12 protein-coding genes are annotated in these 18,004 nt (G+C 43.9%); 8 read left to right on the forward strand and 4 right to left on the reverse strand.

The genetic code is table 11. From position 1 onward, the window contains the following. The 4 genes from F6J99_RS25425 to F6J99_RS25440 form a co-directional block, all read left to right on the forward strand. The coding region (locus tag F6J99_RS25425; RefSeq protein WP_293116468.1) for a response regulator at positions 1-3,305 on the forward strand (3,305 nt) is incomplete at its 5' end. Between the two features lie 301 nt (positions 3,306-3,606). Further along, positions 3,607-4,131, forward strand: coding sequence for a chemotaxis protein CheW (locus tag F6J99_RS25430; protein ID WP_293116470.1), 525 nt, complete (start codon positions 3,607-3,609; stop codon positions 4,129-4,131). A 1,046-nt stretch (positions 4,132-5,177) separates the two neighbouring features. Continuing rightward, a complete protein-coding gene (locus tag F6J99_RS25435; RefSeq protein WP_365974145.1) occupies positions 5,178-5,927 on the forward strand; it encodes an ABC transporter ATP-binding protein in 750 nt (249 codons plus the stop codon). 254 nt (positions 5,928-6,181) lie between these two features. Further along, a complete protein-coding gene (locus F6J99_RS25440; protein ID WP_293116490.1) occupies positions 6,182-7,396 on the forward strand; it encodes a bifunctional sterol desaturase/short chain dehydrogenase in 1,215 nt (404 codons plus the stop codon). A 43-nt stretch (positions 7,397-7,439) separates the two neighbouring features. Here F6J99_RS25440 and F6J99_RS25445 read toward each other — a convergent pair whose 3' ends face one another. Beyond that, complete coding sequence (locus tag F6J99_RS25445; protein ID WP_293116472.1) at positions 7,440-7,949, reverse strand: DM13 domain-containing protein; 510 nt, start codon at positions 7,947-7,949, stop codon at positions 7,440-7,442. Between the two features lie 426 nt (positions 7,950-8,375). Here F6J99_RS25445 and F6J99_RS25450 point away from each other — a divergent pair, with 426 nt between their 5' ends. Continuing rightward, positions 8,376-10,625: a glycosyltransferase gene (locus tag F6J99_RS25450; RefSeq protein WP_293116474.1), complete on the forward strand. Its 2,250-nt coding sequence runs from the start codon at positions 8,376-8,378 to the stop codon at positions 10,623-10,625. 32 nt (positions 10,626-10,657) lie between these two features. Here F6J99_RS25450 and F6J99_RS25455 read toward each other — a convergent pair whose 3' ends face one another. Both F6J99_RS25455 and F6J99_RS25460 read right to left on the reverse strand, forming a co-directional pair. Further along, complete coding sequence (locus F6J99_RS25455) at positions 10,658-10,867, reverse strand: nucleoside hydrolase (protein WP_293116476.1); 210 nt, start codon at positions 10,865-10,867, stop codon at positions 10,658-10,660. A 351-nt stretch (positions 10,868-11,218) separates the two neighbouring features. Continuing rightward, the gene (locus F6J99_RS25460) at positions 11,219-12,904 is read right to left on the reverse strand and encodes an EF-hand domain-containing protein (RefSeq protein ID WP_293116478.1); all 1,686 of its coding nucleotides are present in this window, start codon (positions 12,902-12,904) and stop codon (positions 11,219-11,221) included. A gap of 1,004 nt (positions 12,905-13,908) precedes the next feature. On the opposite strand from F6J99_RS25460, the gene F6J99_RS25465 reads away from it, so the two are divergent. The 3 genes from F6J99_RS25465 to F6J99_RS25475 all read left to right on the forward strand — a co-directional run bounded on the left by F6J99_RS25465 (position 13,909) and on the right by F6J99_RS25475 (position 16,647). Further along, entirely contained in the window at positions 13,909-14,346 is a 438-nt protein-coding gene (locus tag F6J99_RS25465; protein WP_293116480.1) for an SRPBCC family protein, read from the forward strand. 15 nt (positions 14,347-14,361) lie between these two features. After that, positions 14,362-14,877, forward strand: a complete 516-nt coding sequence (locus F6J99_RS25470; RefSeq protein WP_293116482.1) for a cupin domain-containing protein — start codon at positions 14,362-14,364, stop codon at positions 14,875-14,877. 114 nt (positions 14,878-14,991) lie between these two features. After that, positions 14,992-16,647 carry a GMC oxidoreductase gene (locus tag F6J99_RS25475; RefSeq protein WP_293116484.1) on the forward strand — a complete coding sequence of 552 codons (1,656 nt, stop codon included), beginning with the start codon at positions 14,992-14,994 and terminating at the stop codon, positions 16,645-16,647. 411 nt (positions 16,648-17,058) lie between these two features. Here the strand turns inward: F6J99_RS25475 and F6J99_RS25480 are convergent. Then, positions 17,059-18,004, reverse strand: a 946-nt coding sequence (locus tag F6J99_RS25480) for an EF-hand domain-containing protein (RefSeq protein ID WP_293116486.1), incomplete at its 5' end; no start/stop codon positions are given.

Here is an 18,004-nt window from a genome sequence, read left to right on the forward strand (position 1 = left end):
ATATTCCGATATCCTCTATTTTTGAGGTTGATGTAGCTCAGGGACTAGAACGTCTTGCTGCTGTCTTAGCCAATCCCCAAAATTATGAGGTCGTGGGGGAATTAAAGGCACAAGCCGACGTATTTGCTGGCTTTGCTGAGTTACTGAACTTGTCTGGATTTGGAGCGATTGCCCAAACGGCTGTAGCGGCAGTAGAGCAAAATCCCCACCAAGTCTTGAAAATTATTGAACTCGCCCTAGCTGACTTTACAACAGGACGAGCTGCTGTACTAGAAGGCGATCGCACTCAAGGGGGAAATCCCTCGACTGCTTTAGTGGCTTTAACACAAGCCCCTGCCGCTCCAGCTAATGACATTACAAATAGTCTTAATACCACCTCTGAATTTGAAGATATCTTTAGTGACTTTAACCTAGGCGAAGCAACCAATGCCTTTGAAGAATTTACCTTATCCGAGCAAACCGCTACCCAACCATCCCAACTCAATCCACTAGGTGAAGAGACTTTCGAGACCTCACCCACCCTTGCCGATCAGGAAACTGAGCTAGATCAAGCAACTGAAGACTCACCATCTTGGAAGGTTACCGACTCAGCTGATTTTACTGATATTTTTAGTAACTTTAACCAAGAAGACGTTGCTCTAGCCCAGGAAACCACTGGCCAGCAGCCCCAAGTGAACCTGCCAGCTGAGGAAGTTCCTCTGACCCCACCGATTCTTGCTGATCTCAGAACTAGTGACTTGGGGCAAGTCAATCAAGACCTAACATCTGATCAATCTACGCCTTCAGAGGATCAAGTTAACCCAGTCCAAGAGGCAGAAGCATCTTTGCGAGAGGAAACCATTTCCCCCACTGCAGAAACTGTTCCACACTCGGAGCAAGACCAGCAAGACCTGAGTAACTCTAAGGCTGACCCTACCCCAGGATCTAAACCAGTAGCGAACTCGCCTAATCCATCAAGCACTGCTTCTGCTCCCCGCAAGAACTCATCCCTAGAGGTACCAAAAACCCTGGAAGCCGCAGTAGAAAAGATTGAACAAATCTTTGAAAGCCTGCCACCGCTCCAGGATATGCCTGCTTCAGATGTTCCATCACCACCAACCCTACCAGCAGCCGCATTCCTAGCCAATGAATTAGGTATCAACCAAACCACTCAATCAGCTAAATCCCAGCAGGATCAACCTACTCGATCTAATCAAGCTACTCCTAAGCCGTCAGACCATCCCAGCCAAAGTCCAACCTCTATCTCCCCTGAGAGTTCAGTCCGGGTTAACTTAAAGCGACTAGAACGGATGAACAATCAGGTAGGGGAACTGGTGATCAACCGCAATAGTATTGGGCTGCAAAATGAACAATTACAAGCAGCAGTGCGGGAACTCACCCAAAGATTTAACCTTTGTCAATCCATTGTTAGTCAATTACAAGAATTATCTGATCAGAGTCTAGCTAGTGCCTCAAGTGCTGGATCAATGGTGTCAAATCCTAGCTTTGCCTCCCTTAGTGAGAATCAGTGGAATCAACAAGGGACGAATTCTTTTGGTGAGCAAAACTCACCCCAGGAATCGGTAACGTGGTCAGGCGAAAAGAGCCTAGAAAGTGAGTCAGACCCATTGAACAAACCCCTGTTTGATTCCTTGGAAATGGATAGCTATAGCAACGTCCATTCTTTGATCCAAGGACTACAAGAAGAAATGATGCTGCTTAAAGAAGCCGTGGGGGATATAACCCTATTTGCCCAGCAGTCTGATCAGACCTTGGAACAACAGCGGCAAATGCTTTCTCAGCTACGAGACGAGCTGATGTGGGCGCGAATGTTGCCTCTGGGTCAAGTACTCAACCGCTTTCCCCGGGCTTTACGGGATCTTTCTACCCAACACCACAAGCCAGCCAAACTCAAGCTTAGTGGTACAGGGGTTTTGGTGGATAGAGCAGTGCTCGAAAAACTGTATGACCCCTTACTACACTTACTCCGGAATGCTTTTGATCATGGCATTGAATCCCCTCAAATTCGGCGGAAACGAGGTAAATCAGAGCAAGGACAAATTGAAATTCGGGCTTACCATAAAGGCAATCAAACCATTATTCAAGTTAAGGATGATGGTGAAGGTCTCAATATTGAACGCATTCGTAACCAAGTATTGGCCAAGGGATTGTTGTCAGCCAAACAAATTGCTAAAGCTCCCCCATCCCGCCTGTTAAAGATGATTTTTGAGCCAGGATTTTCCACCGCAGCTAAAGTCAGTGATCTGTCTGGTAGGGGAGTAGGTTTAGATGTAGTACGCTCTCAAATTCGAGCTCTCAAAGGTAAAATATCTGTCACCTCATCCCCAGGTAAGGGTACAACCTTTACCCTACGGCTGCCGTTAACTCTAACCATTGCTAAATTACTAATTGCTACAGTCGGTCCAATTGTTATCGCTTTACCGTCAGACAGTATTGAAGAAATTGTGGTTCCCAAGGGGGATCAGATCCAAAAATCTGGGACAAAACGGTTTTTGCTCTGGCGCGGACAAATGGTTCCCACTTATACCATGTCTGATCTTTTGGAATATAACTGTCCAGTCAGGGAAACCACTCCTAGCAAAGCTTTAGTTTATGTTCCGACCCCTGAAGATTGGGCGTTACCTATGGTAGTAATGCGTCGAGACCACCAGGCTTTTGCGTTAGAAATCGATCGCGTGATCACAGAGCAAGAGCTAGTGATTAAACCCTTTGGCAAAGTGCTTGCGGCTCCCAGTTATACCTATGGTTGTACCATCTTGGGGGATGGTAGTTTAATTCCGGTAATAGATGGTAACACCCTGCTAGAGCAATTTTTAGCTCAAAGCCATGAAGAGACTAAACTGAGAAGCTTGTCTCATATACTCGAAGCTACCACTAAGAAAAAGTCATCGGTTAACCGGACTCAAACTCCTGCTAAAACTGCTCCAGTTCCGACAATTTTAATTGTGGATGATTCGACAGGTTTACGACGAACCTTGGCTATGAGCTTGCAAAAAGCAGGTTACCGAGTGTTACAGGCTCGGGATGGACACGAAGCCTTGGAACAATTGCGGCAAAGTTCAAAAGTGCAGATGATAATTTGTGATATTGAAATGCCGAATATGAACGGTTTTGAGTTTCTTGGTCAACGTCGCCAAGACCATCAGTTATCAAAAATTCCTATAGCAATGCTTACCTCCCGTAGCAGTGAAAAACATCAGCGTTTGGCAATGCAGTTGGGTGCTAACGCTTACTTTACTAAACCTTATATTGAACAAGATTTTATTGGAAAAATCAAAAATCTTATTGAACAAAGTAAATCTTAATTTTAAGTATTAATCTATCAGTTAATGCGCTAATTGAGGCGCTAATTGAGGTGCTATTTGAGGTGCTATCAGCTATTCCTAATCAGCCTTTAGCAATTAGCTTCTTGAGGGGTGTCCACGACTAATCAGTTACTTGCAACCAGATCATTGAATTATCGTGAATCATGATACTTTTCATCCTAAGTATACAAACTTAGTATGGTGAGTTACTCCATTCAATTCCTCTTGCTTCCAAATCCTGATCAGAAGACTTGGAATATTTTATCCTTCATACTTATCCTAACACGATGAATTCGACATCATGAAAAATAACTTAATTTCCTCCCAGCTTAATGATACTCATCTATCGCCAAATCATAAGGCTACATCATTCTTGAAATTAGTGGTCTTTAGAATAGACAGCATCAATTTCGCGTTTCCGATTGAGTGTGTCAACAAAGTAATTAATTACACAACTGTTTATAGCAGTGGACTTAATGATATAGGCATTGCCCATATCGATGACCACGAAATTCCTATTATCGACTTGCATCGCCGGTTATTTAAATCTAGCCAAATCAGCACTTCTAACCCAGCACGTTTCCTGCTGATTGCTCAAAATACAATGGGTGAAGGATTTGGTATCCCTGTACTCAAAACACCGAATTTGATAGAGGTTTCCGTGAGTGATATTCGTACCCTACCAGAGTCTTTTCGTCAAGCTGATACCCTAGGAATTGCTAGTCATGTGGCAGTGATTCCCCAAGAAAATTTATCTTTGACAGTCTTTTTGCTAGATGTTAATCAATTGCTGCCTTGGGTTTCTCAAAGCGCGAAAAGGGGTTAAGCATTGAGCAATCAGCAATCAGCTATCTTTTCCCCTAGTCTTGATGGGATGGGAATATTCCCAGTGGATGAGATTTATGTTATACTTTAGATTATAAAATAGCTATCTGCAAGAATTAAGGGTTAGGCGGGAAGTCCCGCTCTCTATCCGTGCTTGGTTAGCTTCGTATGGGAAGGCCTTTTTCGGGGAATTGTGCCAAGAAGTTGCTAGCATCAAAAACGCGCTTTGACGATAACCAAGTCAAAAAACTTCGTTGGCAAAAAAACAACCAAGCAGAATCATCGGTCTTAGCGTCATCCGCTCTTATACCCCACATCTCAATGCTACCCCATGAGTGTGGGATGAATGGCGGACATGAATTTTATCGTCTATAATCAAAGTAGTAGGGAAGACAAATTAAGAGCTAATCGCCACCTACTAACTAAAAATCGAACTTTTTTTTTGTATTGTTCCGGTGGGTCGGGGCATCCCGTATGGTAAATAAAGCTTGCCGAACGCGCCCCGCGTGGCCTACGGCCTTGTATCCGTTCGCGCAGCGTCGGCGAAAGCCGATACCATTGGGTGGAGTTGGCAAGAAGCCTACACAGAACTCAAAGAGTAAGTGTAGGAGTATGTCACAAACTAGGACTGCTGCTGATGGCAGGAATATAAGACCTGGGTTTGGGGAACTAAATTTAGGCAATTCCTGGTGAAGTCGGAATCCAGTGCTTTAGCGTAAGCTCACGGTCTGGTAGTCACGGCTGTAGCTTTGATATAAGCTCCTAACTACCATAGTTAGCACTATTGCTTAGCACTATAACGAAGCAATCGGAACAAGTATCCGACAAAACGCATCTAGAGATAAGATGTAGCATGGTAAGTCTTATCTCCAGCAGTAGGACTGATGGCGAGTCCCTCTGATGTGAAACAAAACGTTTCTATTCAGTAATGCTCGCAGCTATATAAATTAATCTGCCAGAATCCCCTAGCTTTAGCGATGGGGAGTCGTCAATTTCCAGCAGTACGACCTAAGAGTCTAGTCAACTGGTGCTGCTAAAGTTTAATATATGGTGTTTCCCAAAAAACTGATTAAGGGCGGCTCTAAAGTATCTAAAGTTATAGATTTACCTAAATATGGTGTACGCTCCATTCTTGCTAAAGGGGTGCAGATGGACTTCCAGTCAGGACAAAACCGTGTTCCAGTCCTCAAAGGAATAGACTGGGAAGTCAAACGTGGTGATATCCAACTTTTAATGGGACCGTCTGGCTCTGGCAAGACTACCCTTTTGTCAATCTTGGCGGGATTACTGACCCCGACACTGGGAAAAGTCTATTTACTGGGTCAAGAAATTACTGGTATGTCTAGAACTAACCTGGCAGAGTTTCGACGGGAACACATTGGCTTTATTTTCCAACACTTCAACCTATTTCCGGCACTGACAGCAGCAGAAAATGTGGAAGTTGTGCTAAACATTAAGGGAATTCATGGGGTCAATGCTCGACAGCAGGCAAAAACCTTATTAGAGCAGGTTGGTTTAGAGGGGAAAGGACATCTTAGACCGAGTGACTTGTCAGGGGGACAGAAGCAACGGGTAGCGATCGCGCGGGCTTTAGCTAAAGAGCCACCCCTAATTATGGCAGATGAGCCAACAGCAGCCTTGGACTCTCATAGTGGTCATACAGTGATTGAGTTGCTGCGTCGTCTGGCTAAGGAAAAAGGTTGCACAGTGCTGATGGTAACTCACGATCCTCGTATTATCGATGTAGCTGACCAAGTATCTTATATGGAAGATGGAATGTTGAAGGTTGATGGTTGATGGTTGAACGCGCACGCGTGGCCGTTCGCGCAGCGTGGCCTACGGCCTTAAGGCCAGGGTTGAACGCGCACGCGTGGCCAAAGGCCAGGGTTTATAGGTGACAGTTGATAGGTGAAAGTTGACGGGTGAGGGGTGAGTGTTAATGGTTCACCCTCAGCATCTTAGTTTTATTTGTACCTACCTAATTATGATGTGAATGGGCAATTTGCCAACACAACAAGTTACTGTTCACTCTAGGCATCATAATCATGTTCATGGTAGATTTCTGGCTAGCTATAGGGGTTTTGGGACTGGGTTCTATTCTTTGGGTAGAACTGGTGCGAGACTTCTATCATCTCCTGTCCCATCACTGGACACCCCTGTATCGCTTGCATGTGTGGCATCATCGGGTCTTCCGTCAGGATTTAACTGCTGTCAGTGATACCATTTATCGACAGGCGCACTGGCGTAATGATGTACCAGAAGCCTTGGTCATGCTAATATTAGGCTTGGTTCTATGGTGGTTGGCTTATACCTGGACACCAAATATGCATTGGGCAGCTTTGGCTGGTTCTGTGTACAGTATGGTATTTCTATTTGGTGCGATCGCTCGTGGCTATGGCATCAAGGGAGCCGATAAGTTGACTGATATGACCCACCTTCCCGGTCCATTCCTCTATCCTCCTTCCCCTTGGATGGTAAATCGCAGCTACCATTGGCGACATCACTTTGATAACCAAAAGGCTTACTATGGCGGCACATTGACTTTAATAGACAAACTGATGGGGACAGCACTATCGCTCCAAGGAAAAACTATTGCAGTGACGGGAGCATCGGGAACTCTGGGACAGTCACTGTTGTACCATCTCCAGCAACGGGGAGCAAAAGTGATTGCTCTGACCTCTAAAGAACAAACTGTTAGTTTAAGTGTCAATGGTGAAAGCTTGCCAGTAAAAACCTTGACTTGGCAAGTGAGTAAAGAGTCTGAACTAGCCCCACATTTTGAAAATGTGGATATTCTAATTCTCAATCACGGCATTAATGTTCATCAAGAACGGACAGCCGATGCGATCGCAAAATCCTACGAGGTCAACACATTATCAAGTTGGCGGTTGCTAGAGATGTTTTTATCCACGGTTCGGACGAACCAAGATATTGCTCGCAAGGAAGTTTGGGTTAATACTTCGGAAGCGGAAGTTAATCCAGCGTTTAGTCCTTTGTATGAACTGAGCAAACGTACCCTAGGAGACCTAGTTACCCTGCGTCGTCTAGATGCTCCTTGTGTAGTACGTAAAGTAATCCTCGGACCATTTAAAAGTAATCTCAATCCATTTGGGGTCATGTCAGGGGATTGGGTAGCCCAGCAAATCCTTAATCTAGCCACTCGTGATGTGCGTAACATCATTGTGACGATTAATCCAATAACCTATTTAGCGTTTCCAGTCAAGGAATTTTTTGTCAGCCTATACTATAGGCTGTTTAGTCGTTAGTCCTTAGCAACTTGCCTTAATTATTAGTTAGTAATTAGTGCTACTAATTACTAAGGGTGGCGTAGCCAAAGGTGACGTTGAATTTACGGCACCAAATCACTACAGAGCTAAAGTCTTCTGGATTAACATCAGCAGGGATACGGTACCGTTGAGTGCCACTGACCTGCTCGAGACGACCAAGACTTTGATAATTTTCCTTACTGTAGGATTTGGGTACAGTTTGGCGGTGCAACAGCACCATTAAATCAGGTCCGTTATCGGTTTTAAAGGTTTCGTCAAACTTTAGGTAACGTTGTCCATTGTCTGTGACTAAACTTACCATGCCTTGAGTAGAATGGGCTGCTGTTACAAAATTTCCTGATTTACTTGTTGCCTGTGCCAGTGTTGCAGTTGGTTTAGCAGCTGGAGCACTGGACACATCAATCTTGGTTGTCGTAGAGGTAGAGGTAGAGGGTTTTGCCTGAACAGTACTCTGATTCCCAGGTACTCCTGCTACACAACCTACGCTTAAAAAGGCAGTAGCACCAAAGATGGCTAAATAGTGAAGTTTCATCAGATTATCTATCTCGTGGAAACATTACTCTATTTGCTATTATGTCTAGTCTTCGGTGGTATTAGCCTGAGTTTTGGTTAAAAAATTTAGTGAATACTTCTCAAGTCTAGCTCAGAAAAAATTTTATTGATTAAAATATCCCGAAATCGGCAAGTTAAGTGAATTTTAATATTTGCCTCAGGTTAGATTAATCTCTTATCAATATCATCTAGATTATTCCCATACTATTTTAGTAGTTTGGTTGAGTTTAAACTAACAAGTTATGATACAGCAATTGCTGTAATGCTGTTGCCCAATTCAAGGGGCAAATAATTGCTATAACCTTTATACTACCAAGCTTTAGAATACTAGCACGCTTTTTAATTTGCTATTACCTATTCCCTGCCCACAGCGCTATACCTGTTTTTAGACATGACAGTTCCCAAAGTGAGCTACTCAAACTCTAGGTGTTCTTCTAACAAACCAGTTTTTAGGTTACGAGCCGCAACGGTGGTGATGCTGATTCTAGTTACTAGTTTTAGTGCGATCGCTTTAGGTTGGTTGACTGGTCAGGGGCAGATTATACAGCTATTTGCTCAGCTGCATGTCTGGCAAAGAAACCCACCGATGTGGCTGGAAGCACCAATGGTGACTCAGCAACACTACTTATTGCTGCCAACAGTTATCTTAATGGTAGTTGTCCTGGGGGTCACGAAACTCTCTCCCCGTCCTTGCACTTGGTCTAGAAATTTAGTGGTGGGGATTTTGCTAGCACTATTGGTAAGATATCTGCTCTGGCGAATCTTCTCTACCCTCAATTTAGTGGATCCCCTTAATGGTGTCTTTAGCCTAGGATTATTTTTACTGGAAATGTTGTTGCTAACCAGCAGTCTTATCCAGCTATTTTTAATGTTAAGGGTCAAAAAGCGTAGCGCTCAGGCTTCCCAATTATCATTAGATGTCATTTCAGGACGGTTTAATCCTTCTGTGGATATCTTAATCCCAACCTATAATGAACCTTGTTTTATACTAAAGCGAACAATTATGGGTTGTCAAGGGATAGATTATGACAACAAAAATGTTTATTTACTAGATGATACCAAACGTCAAAATGTCAAAGAACTAGCTGCTGAATTGGGGTGTAACTATATAACTCGTCCAGATAATTCCTATGCCAAAGCAGGAAACTTAAACCATGCTATTCCAAAGACATCAGGGGATTTGATTGTATTATTTGATGCGGATTTTGTCCCAACTAAAAATTTCCTGACTCGCACCGTAGGTTTTTTTAAAAATAGTAATGTGGGATTAGTCCAAACTCCTCAAAGCTTTTATAATCCTGACCCGATTGCCTACAATTTAGGTTTAGAAGATGTGCTATTGCCAGAAGAAGAGGTATTTTATCGGCAAGTTCAGCCCATCCGCGATGGTGCTGGCGGTGTGGTTTGTGCCGGAACTTCCTTTGTTGTTAAACGTGATATTATAGAAGCAGCTGGTGGTTTTGTAACCGATTCTTTGACTGAAGATTACTTTACTGGTATTCGGATAGCAGCGATGGGTTACCAGGTTATTTATTTAGATGAAAAACTTAGTGCTGGTTTAGCCGCAGAAAATATTGCTGCCCATGTAGCTCAACGATTGCGGTGGGCTCAAGGAACATTACAGGCATTTTTTATTGATGCCAACCCTCTAACTATTCCGGGGTTAAAACCGATCCAAAGGCTAGCCCATTTAGATGGATTACTAAATTGGTTTACCGGTTTATCTCGCTTCGGATTCTTGTTAATGCCCCTAGCTTATTCCTTTCTAGGGGTGATTCCCTTACAAGCAACCCCTGGTGAATTGTTGTATTTCTTGCTACCTTATTATCTGATACAGCTCACAGTTTTTTCTTGGTTAAACCTCCGTTCCCGGTCAGGGTTGTTGTCGGATATTTACTCATTGCCTTGGTGTGTTCCTATGAGCTTGACAGTTATACAAGTCATGCTGAATCCCTTTGGCAAAGGATTTAAGGTAACACCCAAAGGAGTAAAACGCGATCGCTTTGTGTTTAACTCGAAGTTGGGATTGCCTTTGATTATCCTATTTATCGCGACAGCAGTTAGCCTATGGCAAAATTTGAGTACTTCTGTGATGTATTGGGGGAGTGGGATATCAGCTACTGACGCTAAGATGATTCAAGGTCTGAGTCTAGGTTGGATTTGGAGTATCTATAACCTGATCATGTTGGGTATTGCTTTATTGATTGTACTGGATGTCCCCAATCGGGACCTTTACCAGTGGTTCAAGTTGCGCCGAGTGGTGCGGCTTGAGATCGGAAATCAGACTGTCTGGGGTATGACCACCAAGATTTCAGAAATTGGTGCTCAAGTGGCCTTGACGGAGGTGGCTGATTTAGGATTAGATACCGGAAACACTGCCAGTGAACCGTTGCCAGTGGAACTAGAGATGATCGAGGAAAAGCTACACTTGTCAGGAGTAGTTACTGAAATTGACAACAGTGGTGAGGAAGCTAGTCTACGGATTATGTTTGACCCATTAACTCTCCAACAGCATCGCACTTTGGTAGAGATGCTCTTTTGCCGTCCGGGTCGATGGCAGCGACGGGAAAGTCCATCGGAAATGCGATCGCTTTTACTGTTGTTTAGGATTTTGCTGAAACCCCGAGTACTATTTGATCGCCAGGGTAGGAGTTGAGAAACTCTCAAGAGTTTACCAGTGCCTGTCTATCACAATTCTGGCGGGGTGACAATAGTAGCTAGAAGAATAGTAGCTAGAAACCAGACATAATCTATTGATCTTGCAGGGTGGTGCCGATCGCGCTGCAGAGCTGTTGCAATATTGGTCAATGGTCCTAGAGCCACAATGGTCAAGTCGCTGCCATATTCCTGAGCGGCTTTGAGCAATACATCAATAGCATCTTCTGAAGAAGGCTCCATGGTAAGTTGGGGATACTTGGGCTGCCATCAGCATTTTTGAACTGATGCAGTTCTCCCAGTCCATCGGAGCCATGAATGCCTGCAGCATTGAAGGGAGGTCGCACCAGAGGTTTTTCACAGCCTTTTGCCACTAGGGGAGGCTGGTTTGGTTGAACAATGTCAATCACCCGCAACACATTATTAGCAGCTTGATGAAATCAATATTGCCAGCTAACACGGTGACTGATTTGAGCTCAATTTGTTCACAATTCAGGGCGATGATAATTGCGAGGGCATCATCAACACCCCCATCAGTACCCCCATCAGTATCGATAAATGGGACGGGCTTGGGAATTAACCATTGTGTTCTCCTTACATTGCTAACGATGCCAGCTCATCCATCGATACCATACCATCTTTATCGACATCCAACACCTCAAACATCAGGCTGATTAATCCTTTCTGAATGCGGCCTGTCCGTTCTGCCAATGCTGCCCGTAGTTCTGCGGGAGAAATATAGCCATCCTGATTTTGATCGAGAAAGGCAAAGGCATTTTTGACACCCTGTTTCAGCTCTTCTCTGGTGATTTGCCCATCGCCATCGGCGTCCCATTCCTCATAATTAATTAGGACTCTCCAGGCATCTTTCATACAGCTTTCTACAATCAAGTTTTGGCCTGGAAGACATTGCTCCAAAGGTGGAACACCTCCATTTGCGTTGACATAATCTACCAACGGTTTGATTTGATCGAGCCCCCTCAGCAAGAATTGGACAATACTGAGGGTGTAAATCTTTTGGGGGTCAAATGGGGCGTGGTTAATGCTGACAATTTTCAGACTGGGGTAGTCTTCAACTACTACATCAAGATCGGCATGGAGAAAATTGGATGCTTCCCGCTCGGGCGTGCCGCGAGTTTCGGCGATCGCCTCTTGTAAGATGTAGCCAGGCACCTGAATCAAGGCCATTTCGGTATCCAATGGCATCTCTTCCAACAAATCCCTATATGTGAACGATTCTCCCTTCTCATAGTCTCGCTTACCCCTAAAGGATCCTCCCTGGATCATAACTAGATCGACATTTTTAAAGCTTTTCTTGATATAAGAACATAGGGTTGAGGCCACTTTTTCGGGTTGGAATCGCATCCGTTTAGAGGACATGGGTTCTTTCACCTCAAAAATTTCCACATCCATCAGGGAACCTAGAAAATTTTGGGTACTTTCTACAAACTTTTGGACCTTGGGATCGGCATCAAAATGGCTGGCTGGCAACAGATGAACAGCACTATGCCACTGCTCGGAAGCATCCCACCAGACATCAACAACAACCACATTAGTAGCATCAGCACCAGCCTTAACAATCAGGCTCCGCTCAATTTTCTCAATATAAATCTCATGCTCGTGCCCCCCAACAATTACAGGAACCTTACCACTAAGTTGGTGATCTTTCTGGATCCCCGTGGCTAGTTCCCGATCTTCGGCAATGGTCTGATGGGTGATCGGAATCAGCATGGTTGCGTCATTGGAACACTTAGACCAGGTTTCTTTTAACGCATCAAAGATGGGTTGAATGGTTAGGTTCGCCCCGGGTCGGAAAGTATTGATCTTACTAGTGCAAAATCCAGCAAAAGCAACTCTACGAGAACCTACTTCAACAATGTCATATTTCGGAAGCAGCTGACCACTGGCATCCACAATTGGCAAGTCCAAGATGTTGCTATTTAAGCATTTCCCTTCGTAGGTTTTAAAACGCTCACCTAGGACATCCACGCTGACATCGAATTCATGGTTGCCCAAGCAAATATAATCAATGTTGACTACCTTAAGCACATCCAGCATGGCTTTACCCCCATCAAGTGAGGTAATTAAACAAGGAGAGAGAAAGTCCCCGCTGAGGCAGGCAATCACCATGGCATCTTCCGATGTTTCCTTCAGGGATTTAATCACTGTTTCCACGTAGGGATAATTCTTGATGTCGTAAACATCATTGATCGAAATAATTCTGAGATAGTTGCCCACCGCCTCTCGGGGTTTTGGCAGATACAATCGAGGAGTTGTCATGAGGGTAAGTAATATTTAGGAATATTTCCGGAATTTTATATAGAAATAGCATAAACAAAGAGATAACCAAAAAATATAATTAAAATAGTTTTTTAAGAATTACATTTATGCCAGTGACAGCCTTGGTGAATACACAGATGAATCGGGAGCAGGCACCTGAACATCCCAAGACTTGAGGTTTGGTCGTGATTTAGGACCAGGGTAAACCCATGTTATTTTGAAATGCCTATAGGTGCGCTTTCCGCATTAAGAATTAAATTCGCCACGGGTCGCACCTCTGGATATGATTATCATACGATAAGTATTTTTGCTTATGAATTTTGAAATTTTTGTCTTGATGCAGTTGCTCATGGGGGAAACCCCCAAGACCGCACTGCATCGCTTCTGAGTAAGGCTTATAGAATTTAGATGCGTTTGCCCTGCCTGTTAGCAGGGCTGTTTCATTGTAAGCACTCAGCCGTCAGCCGTCAGCCGTCAGCTAAAAGCTCACGCTGTCTTGATGCAATAGCGAGTGGGGGAAACCACGGCAGTTGCTCATGGGGGAGACCCCCAAGACCGCACTGCCTCCCCAAGACCGCGCTGCATCGCTACTTGAGGTGCCGTCAGCTTATTTTATTCAAAGGTGCGCTCTTACCATTAAGAATTAAATTCGCGCTTATTGTCGCACCTAAAAGTACCGATTGCGCTACGCGCATTAGCTGATAGCTGATACGCGACACGCTGATAGCTGATAGCTGAATGCTTACGTTTCATTGACAATCTGCGATCGCTTTTGGCGGGGTCTTCGAGCCATCGCGGCGACTGAGTATGGTATTATCTGAGGGGTCGGTTTTTTTTCTTGTCTGATGGTTATTTACCACTTGGGCCCTTGTGGGACCTGGCTAGGTCAGCAAGAAAAAATACATGGAAACCTGACAAAAGTTGATTACTGTATCATTTAATGCTGTTAATTTTGTCCTACTTGTTGAATAATCGAGTAGATTAGTATAGAGAATATCGACAGAATGACTAGAGTTTTTACAAGTGCTGTTATCAATACTCATATTGATCAAGTCTGGATGAAGATCAGAGATTTTAATGCTCTGCCTAACTGGCATCCAGCTATTGCTAACAGTTACATAGAAAATGATGAACCTAGCGATAAAGTTGGCTGTATTCGTAATTTCAATCTCAAAGAAGGGGGGAATATTCGAGAGAAGCTATTGGTTCTAAGCGACTTAGATTATTTATTTTCCTACTCAATTCTCGAATCCCCAATGCCATTAACGAACTATGTGGCAACATTTCAGCTTAAGCCAATCACAGATGGAGATCGAACTTATGCTGAATGGACAGCAATATTTGACTGTGACCCCCAAGACGCAAATCATCTGATTAAGTTAGTAGGTGATGGTGTTTTTCAGACAGGTTTCAACGCATTGAACCAGATATTTAATAAATAATGAAGAACCGTTCAAATGGCAGATGCACAGTATTGGATAGAGAAACTAAAACTCGATAAATTAGAAGAAATTGGCGGCTACTTTCGCTCACATATTAAATCAGAAAAAACAGTTTCTCAGATAGCTGCTTCTGAAGGTGGCAATGAGCGTAGATTGTGGGAAGTCAACTATTACCTCCTGCAGAATAATGATGTTACAGCACTTCATCAACTCAAGCAAGATGAAATATGGCATTTTTACGCAGGTAACCCATTGGCTCTTCATATATTCCCCAATGATGGAAATTACCGGAAAATTAAGCTGGGTAGTAACTTGGACGCGGGTGAAGTTTTTCAGGCAGTTGCAACCCATGATACTTGGTTTGGGGCGACAATGGTTGAACCCAATTCTTTTGCGCTAGTTGGTACTACTCTAGCGCCCGGTTGGCATCCAACCGATTCCACAAAACCTACTCCTAATCAGTTGGAAAAATTGATGGAAATTTATCCGCAACATCAAGATTTAATTAAGCGATTAACCCTTAGTATATAGCTGTAATTTATATGAAATCGTTGTATAGCAACGTTTATGACTGTATTCTCATCACCCAATCTTAATTATGGGTATCCCAGGCCGGGTCAACAGGAACTTAATAGTCAAGACATCATGAACCATGTCTTTTTTCTTTCCCCCAGTGAATGGAAAAAGACGCGAGAAGAAAAACAATTTGACTATATCGTTATTGGCAGTGGCTTTTGTGCTCTTGGCTTTATTGAGAGAGTTATTAATAAAGATGATAATGCCAGAATTCTGCTCATCGAACGCGGGTCATTTTTCCTGCCAGAACACGTTCAAAACTTACCGACTTCCTACCAAAAACTGTTACTCAAGCAGGCGTTAAAAACCTTTCCCTGGACTTTATCATCTAAGACCCTTAATCTTAATAAATATATTAAATGGCAGCATGGGATAATTCCGTTTTTCGGAGGTGGCTCGACCCTATGGAGTGCCTGGTGCCCGGAACCGACAACAGCGGAAATGAACGGTTGGCCTCAAGCAACGATTAAGGCAGCCCAAGACTATTTTAAGACGGCGAAAATGTTGCTGAATGTGGTTGGAGCCAATGACGAAGAAACCGGAAATATCTTTGACCACTGGCAAAATAAACTAACTCAGAGATTGAAGCAGAATCTTCAGGATATTAAGTCAGCCACCCGCGTCCAACATGCTCAGATTGCCGTTGGCACTCCAACGATTACATCCACTGACGTGGAAAAGTTTTCCACACCAGGGCCACTTCTGGATGAGGTAATAAAATGCCAGGAAGAAGCCAAAAAACGTCAGATTGATTCCCGACTAAGTATTGTCACCGAATGTACAGTGACACGGATCTGGCAACAGGAAAACCAAGCAACAGCATTGGAAACAACCCGTGGGGTGGTCAATGTTGGCGATAGTAAAATTATTTTAGCCATGGGGAGTATACCGTCAACAACCCTGGTTTTGAATTCTTTTCCACAGGCAAAAAATGCGGGTAAGCGGTTTACCGCCCACTTTATCAGTGCCATTGTTGCCCGTATTCCCCGAGAGGACTTTCTGGAAATCTTTGACTGGGAAGAAAGCATTAAAGATGATTTAAGGAAAAAAAATTTGGAGTTGGCAGCTATCTACTTGGCTGGGGTCGATCAGGAAACTCAGGGACAATATCACATTCAACTCTCAGCTATATCCGATCCTGACCCAACTAATAAGACTCACATTGATACAGCGGCTCGTAATATGCCGGATGTGGTAGCTACCGCCTCACCCAACCAACTTGAGACATCCAAGGATTACATCGTGTTTGTCTGTGCGGTTCTCGGTGAACTATTCGATAACCCTGGTAACGGATTACAAAAAAATGATGGGGACGATCCCACAACCAATGTTACCCTGCAAGTGTTGGAAACGGACAAAGACTTATCCCTGTGGGATACTATGGACAAAGCCACTTTTGAGGTTCTTGAGCAGGGTTTGTCCCCAAAAGGAAAAGACCGAGTAGAATATTGGCACGGTGATCCCGATACGGGACAATGGAAGCGCGAACGCCACAAAACTCGTGTTCCCGGATTGGTACACGAAGCCTCAACCATGTGGATTGGGGATGATGAAGAGGCTGTTGTCGGATTAGATTATCGGCTCAAGGGTGTAGAGAACGTCTATATCACCGGAGCTTCACTTTGGCCCACTGGCGGTTCTTGGAACCCAACGTTGACCATGGTTGCCCTTGCCCAACATCTAGCCGATAACCTAACCAAACAAGCAAAGGAAATTAAGATATAGGAGATGGAACAGGGGTATTGCCGTGAAGGGCTAGCCACTGTTGACGATTTTATACAAATATCTTGCAGTATCTCCAAAAATATGTTAGACAATGATTAGGAATATAGTGTCATTGAAAACATTCTGGTTCCTTGAATTGAAGCCGAAAACCAAAGCTTTAATGATAGTGGTTGCGTTTTCTATTAAACACAGATAATAGCGCCAAGAGCGGAACAAAACCGATCTTGGCCTTGGGAGATACCCCCTGGCTGCGAGAGCAGCTTGCATTAGTGGGCTAAAATCTGCAAAGTAGATTTTGGTAGCTAAAAAGTATCGGCACTACCCACCCCGTAAACTAGCATTGATAAAATCCAACAGCGTTGGCCGCTCTAACCCTTGGTTCAGGTCTTGCTTTGCAACACCTTTTTATGATTACATTGCTAACAATGCCAGTTCATCCATCGACACCATACCATCTTTATCCACATCCAACACCTCAAACATCAGGCTAATTAATTCTTTCTGGGTGCTGCCTGTCCGTTCTGCCAATGCTCCCTGTACTTCTGCCGGGGAAATATAGCCATCTTGATTTTGATCGAGAAAGGCAAAGGCATTTTTGAAACCCTGTTTCAGCTCTTCTGTGGTCATTTTCCCATCGCCATCGGCGTCCCATTCCTCATAATTAATTAGGACTCTCCAAGCATCTTTCATGCAGCTTTCTACGATCAGGTTTTGGCCTGGAAGACATTGCTCCAAAGGTGGAGCACCACCGTTTGCGTTGACATAATCTACCAACGGTTTGATTTGATCGAGCCCCCTCAGCAAGAATTGGACAATACTGAGGGTGTAAATCTTTTGGGGGTCAAATGGGGCGTGGTTAATGCTGACAATTTTCAGACTGGGGTAGTCTTCAACTACTACATCAAGATCGGCATGGAGAAAATTGGATGCTTCCCGCTCGGGCGTGCCGCGAGTTTCGGTAATAGACTCTTGTAAGATGTACCCAGGCACCTGAATCAAGGCCATTTGGGTATCCAATGGCATCTCTTCCAACAAATCCCTATATGTGAACGATTCTCCCTTCTCATAGTATCGCTTACCCCGAAAGGATCCTCCCTGGATCATAACTAGATCGACATTATTCAAGCTTTTCTTGATATAAGAACATAGGATTGAGGCCACTTTTTCGGGTTGGAATCGCGTCCGTTTAGAGGACATGGGTTCTTTCACCTCAAAAATTTCCACATCTATCAGGGAACCTAGAAAATTTTGGGTACTTTCTACAAACTTTTGGACCTTGGGATCGGCATCAAAATGGCTGGTTGGCAACAGATGAACAGCACTATGGCATTGCTCAGAAGCATCCCACCACACATCA

The organism is Moorena sp. SIO4G3 (genome assembly GCF_010692305.1).
Classification (GTDB): Bacteria; Cyanobacteriota; Cyanobacteriia; order Cyanobacteriales; family Coleofasciculaceae; genus Moorena; species Moorena producens_A.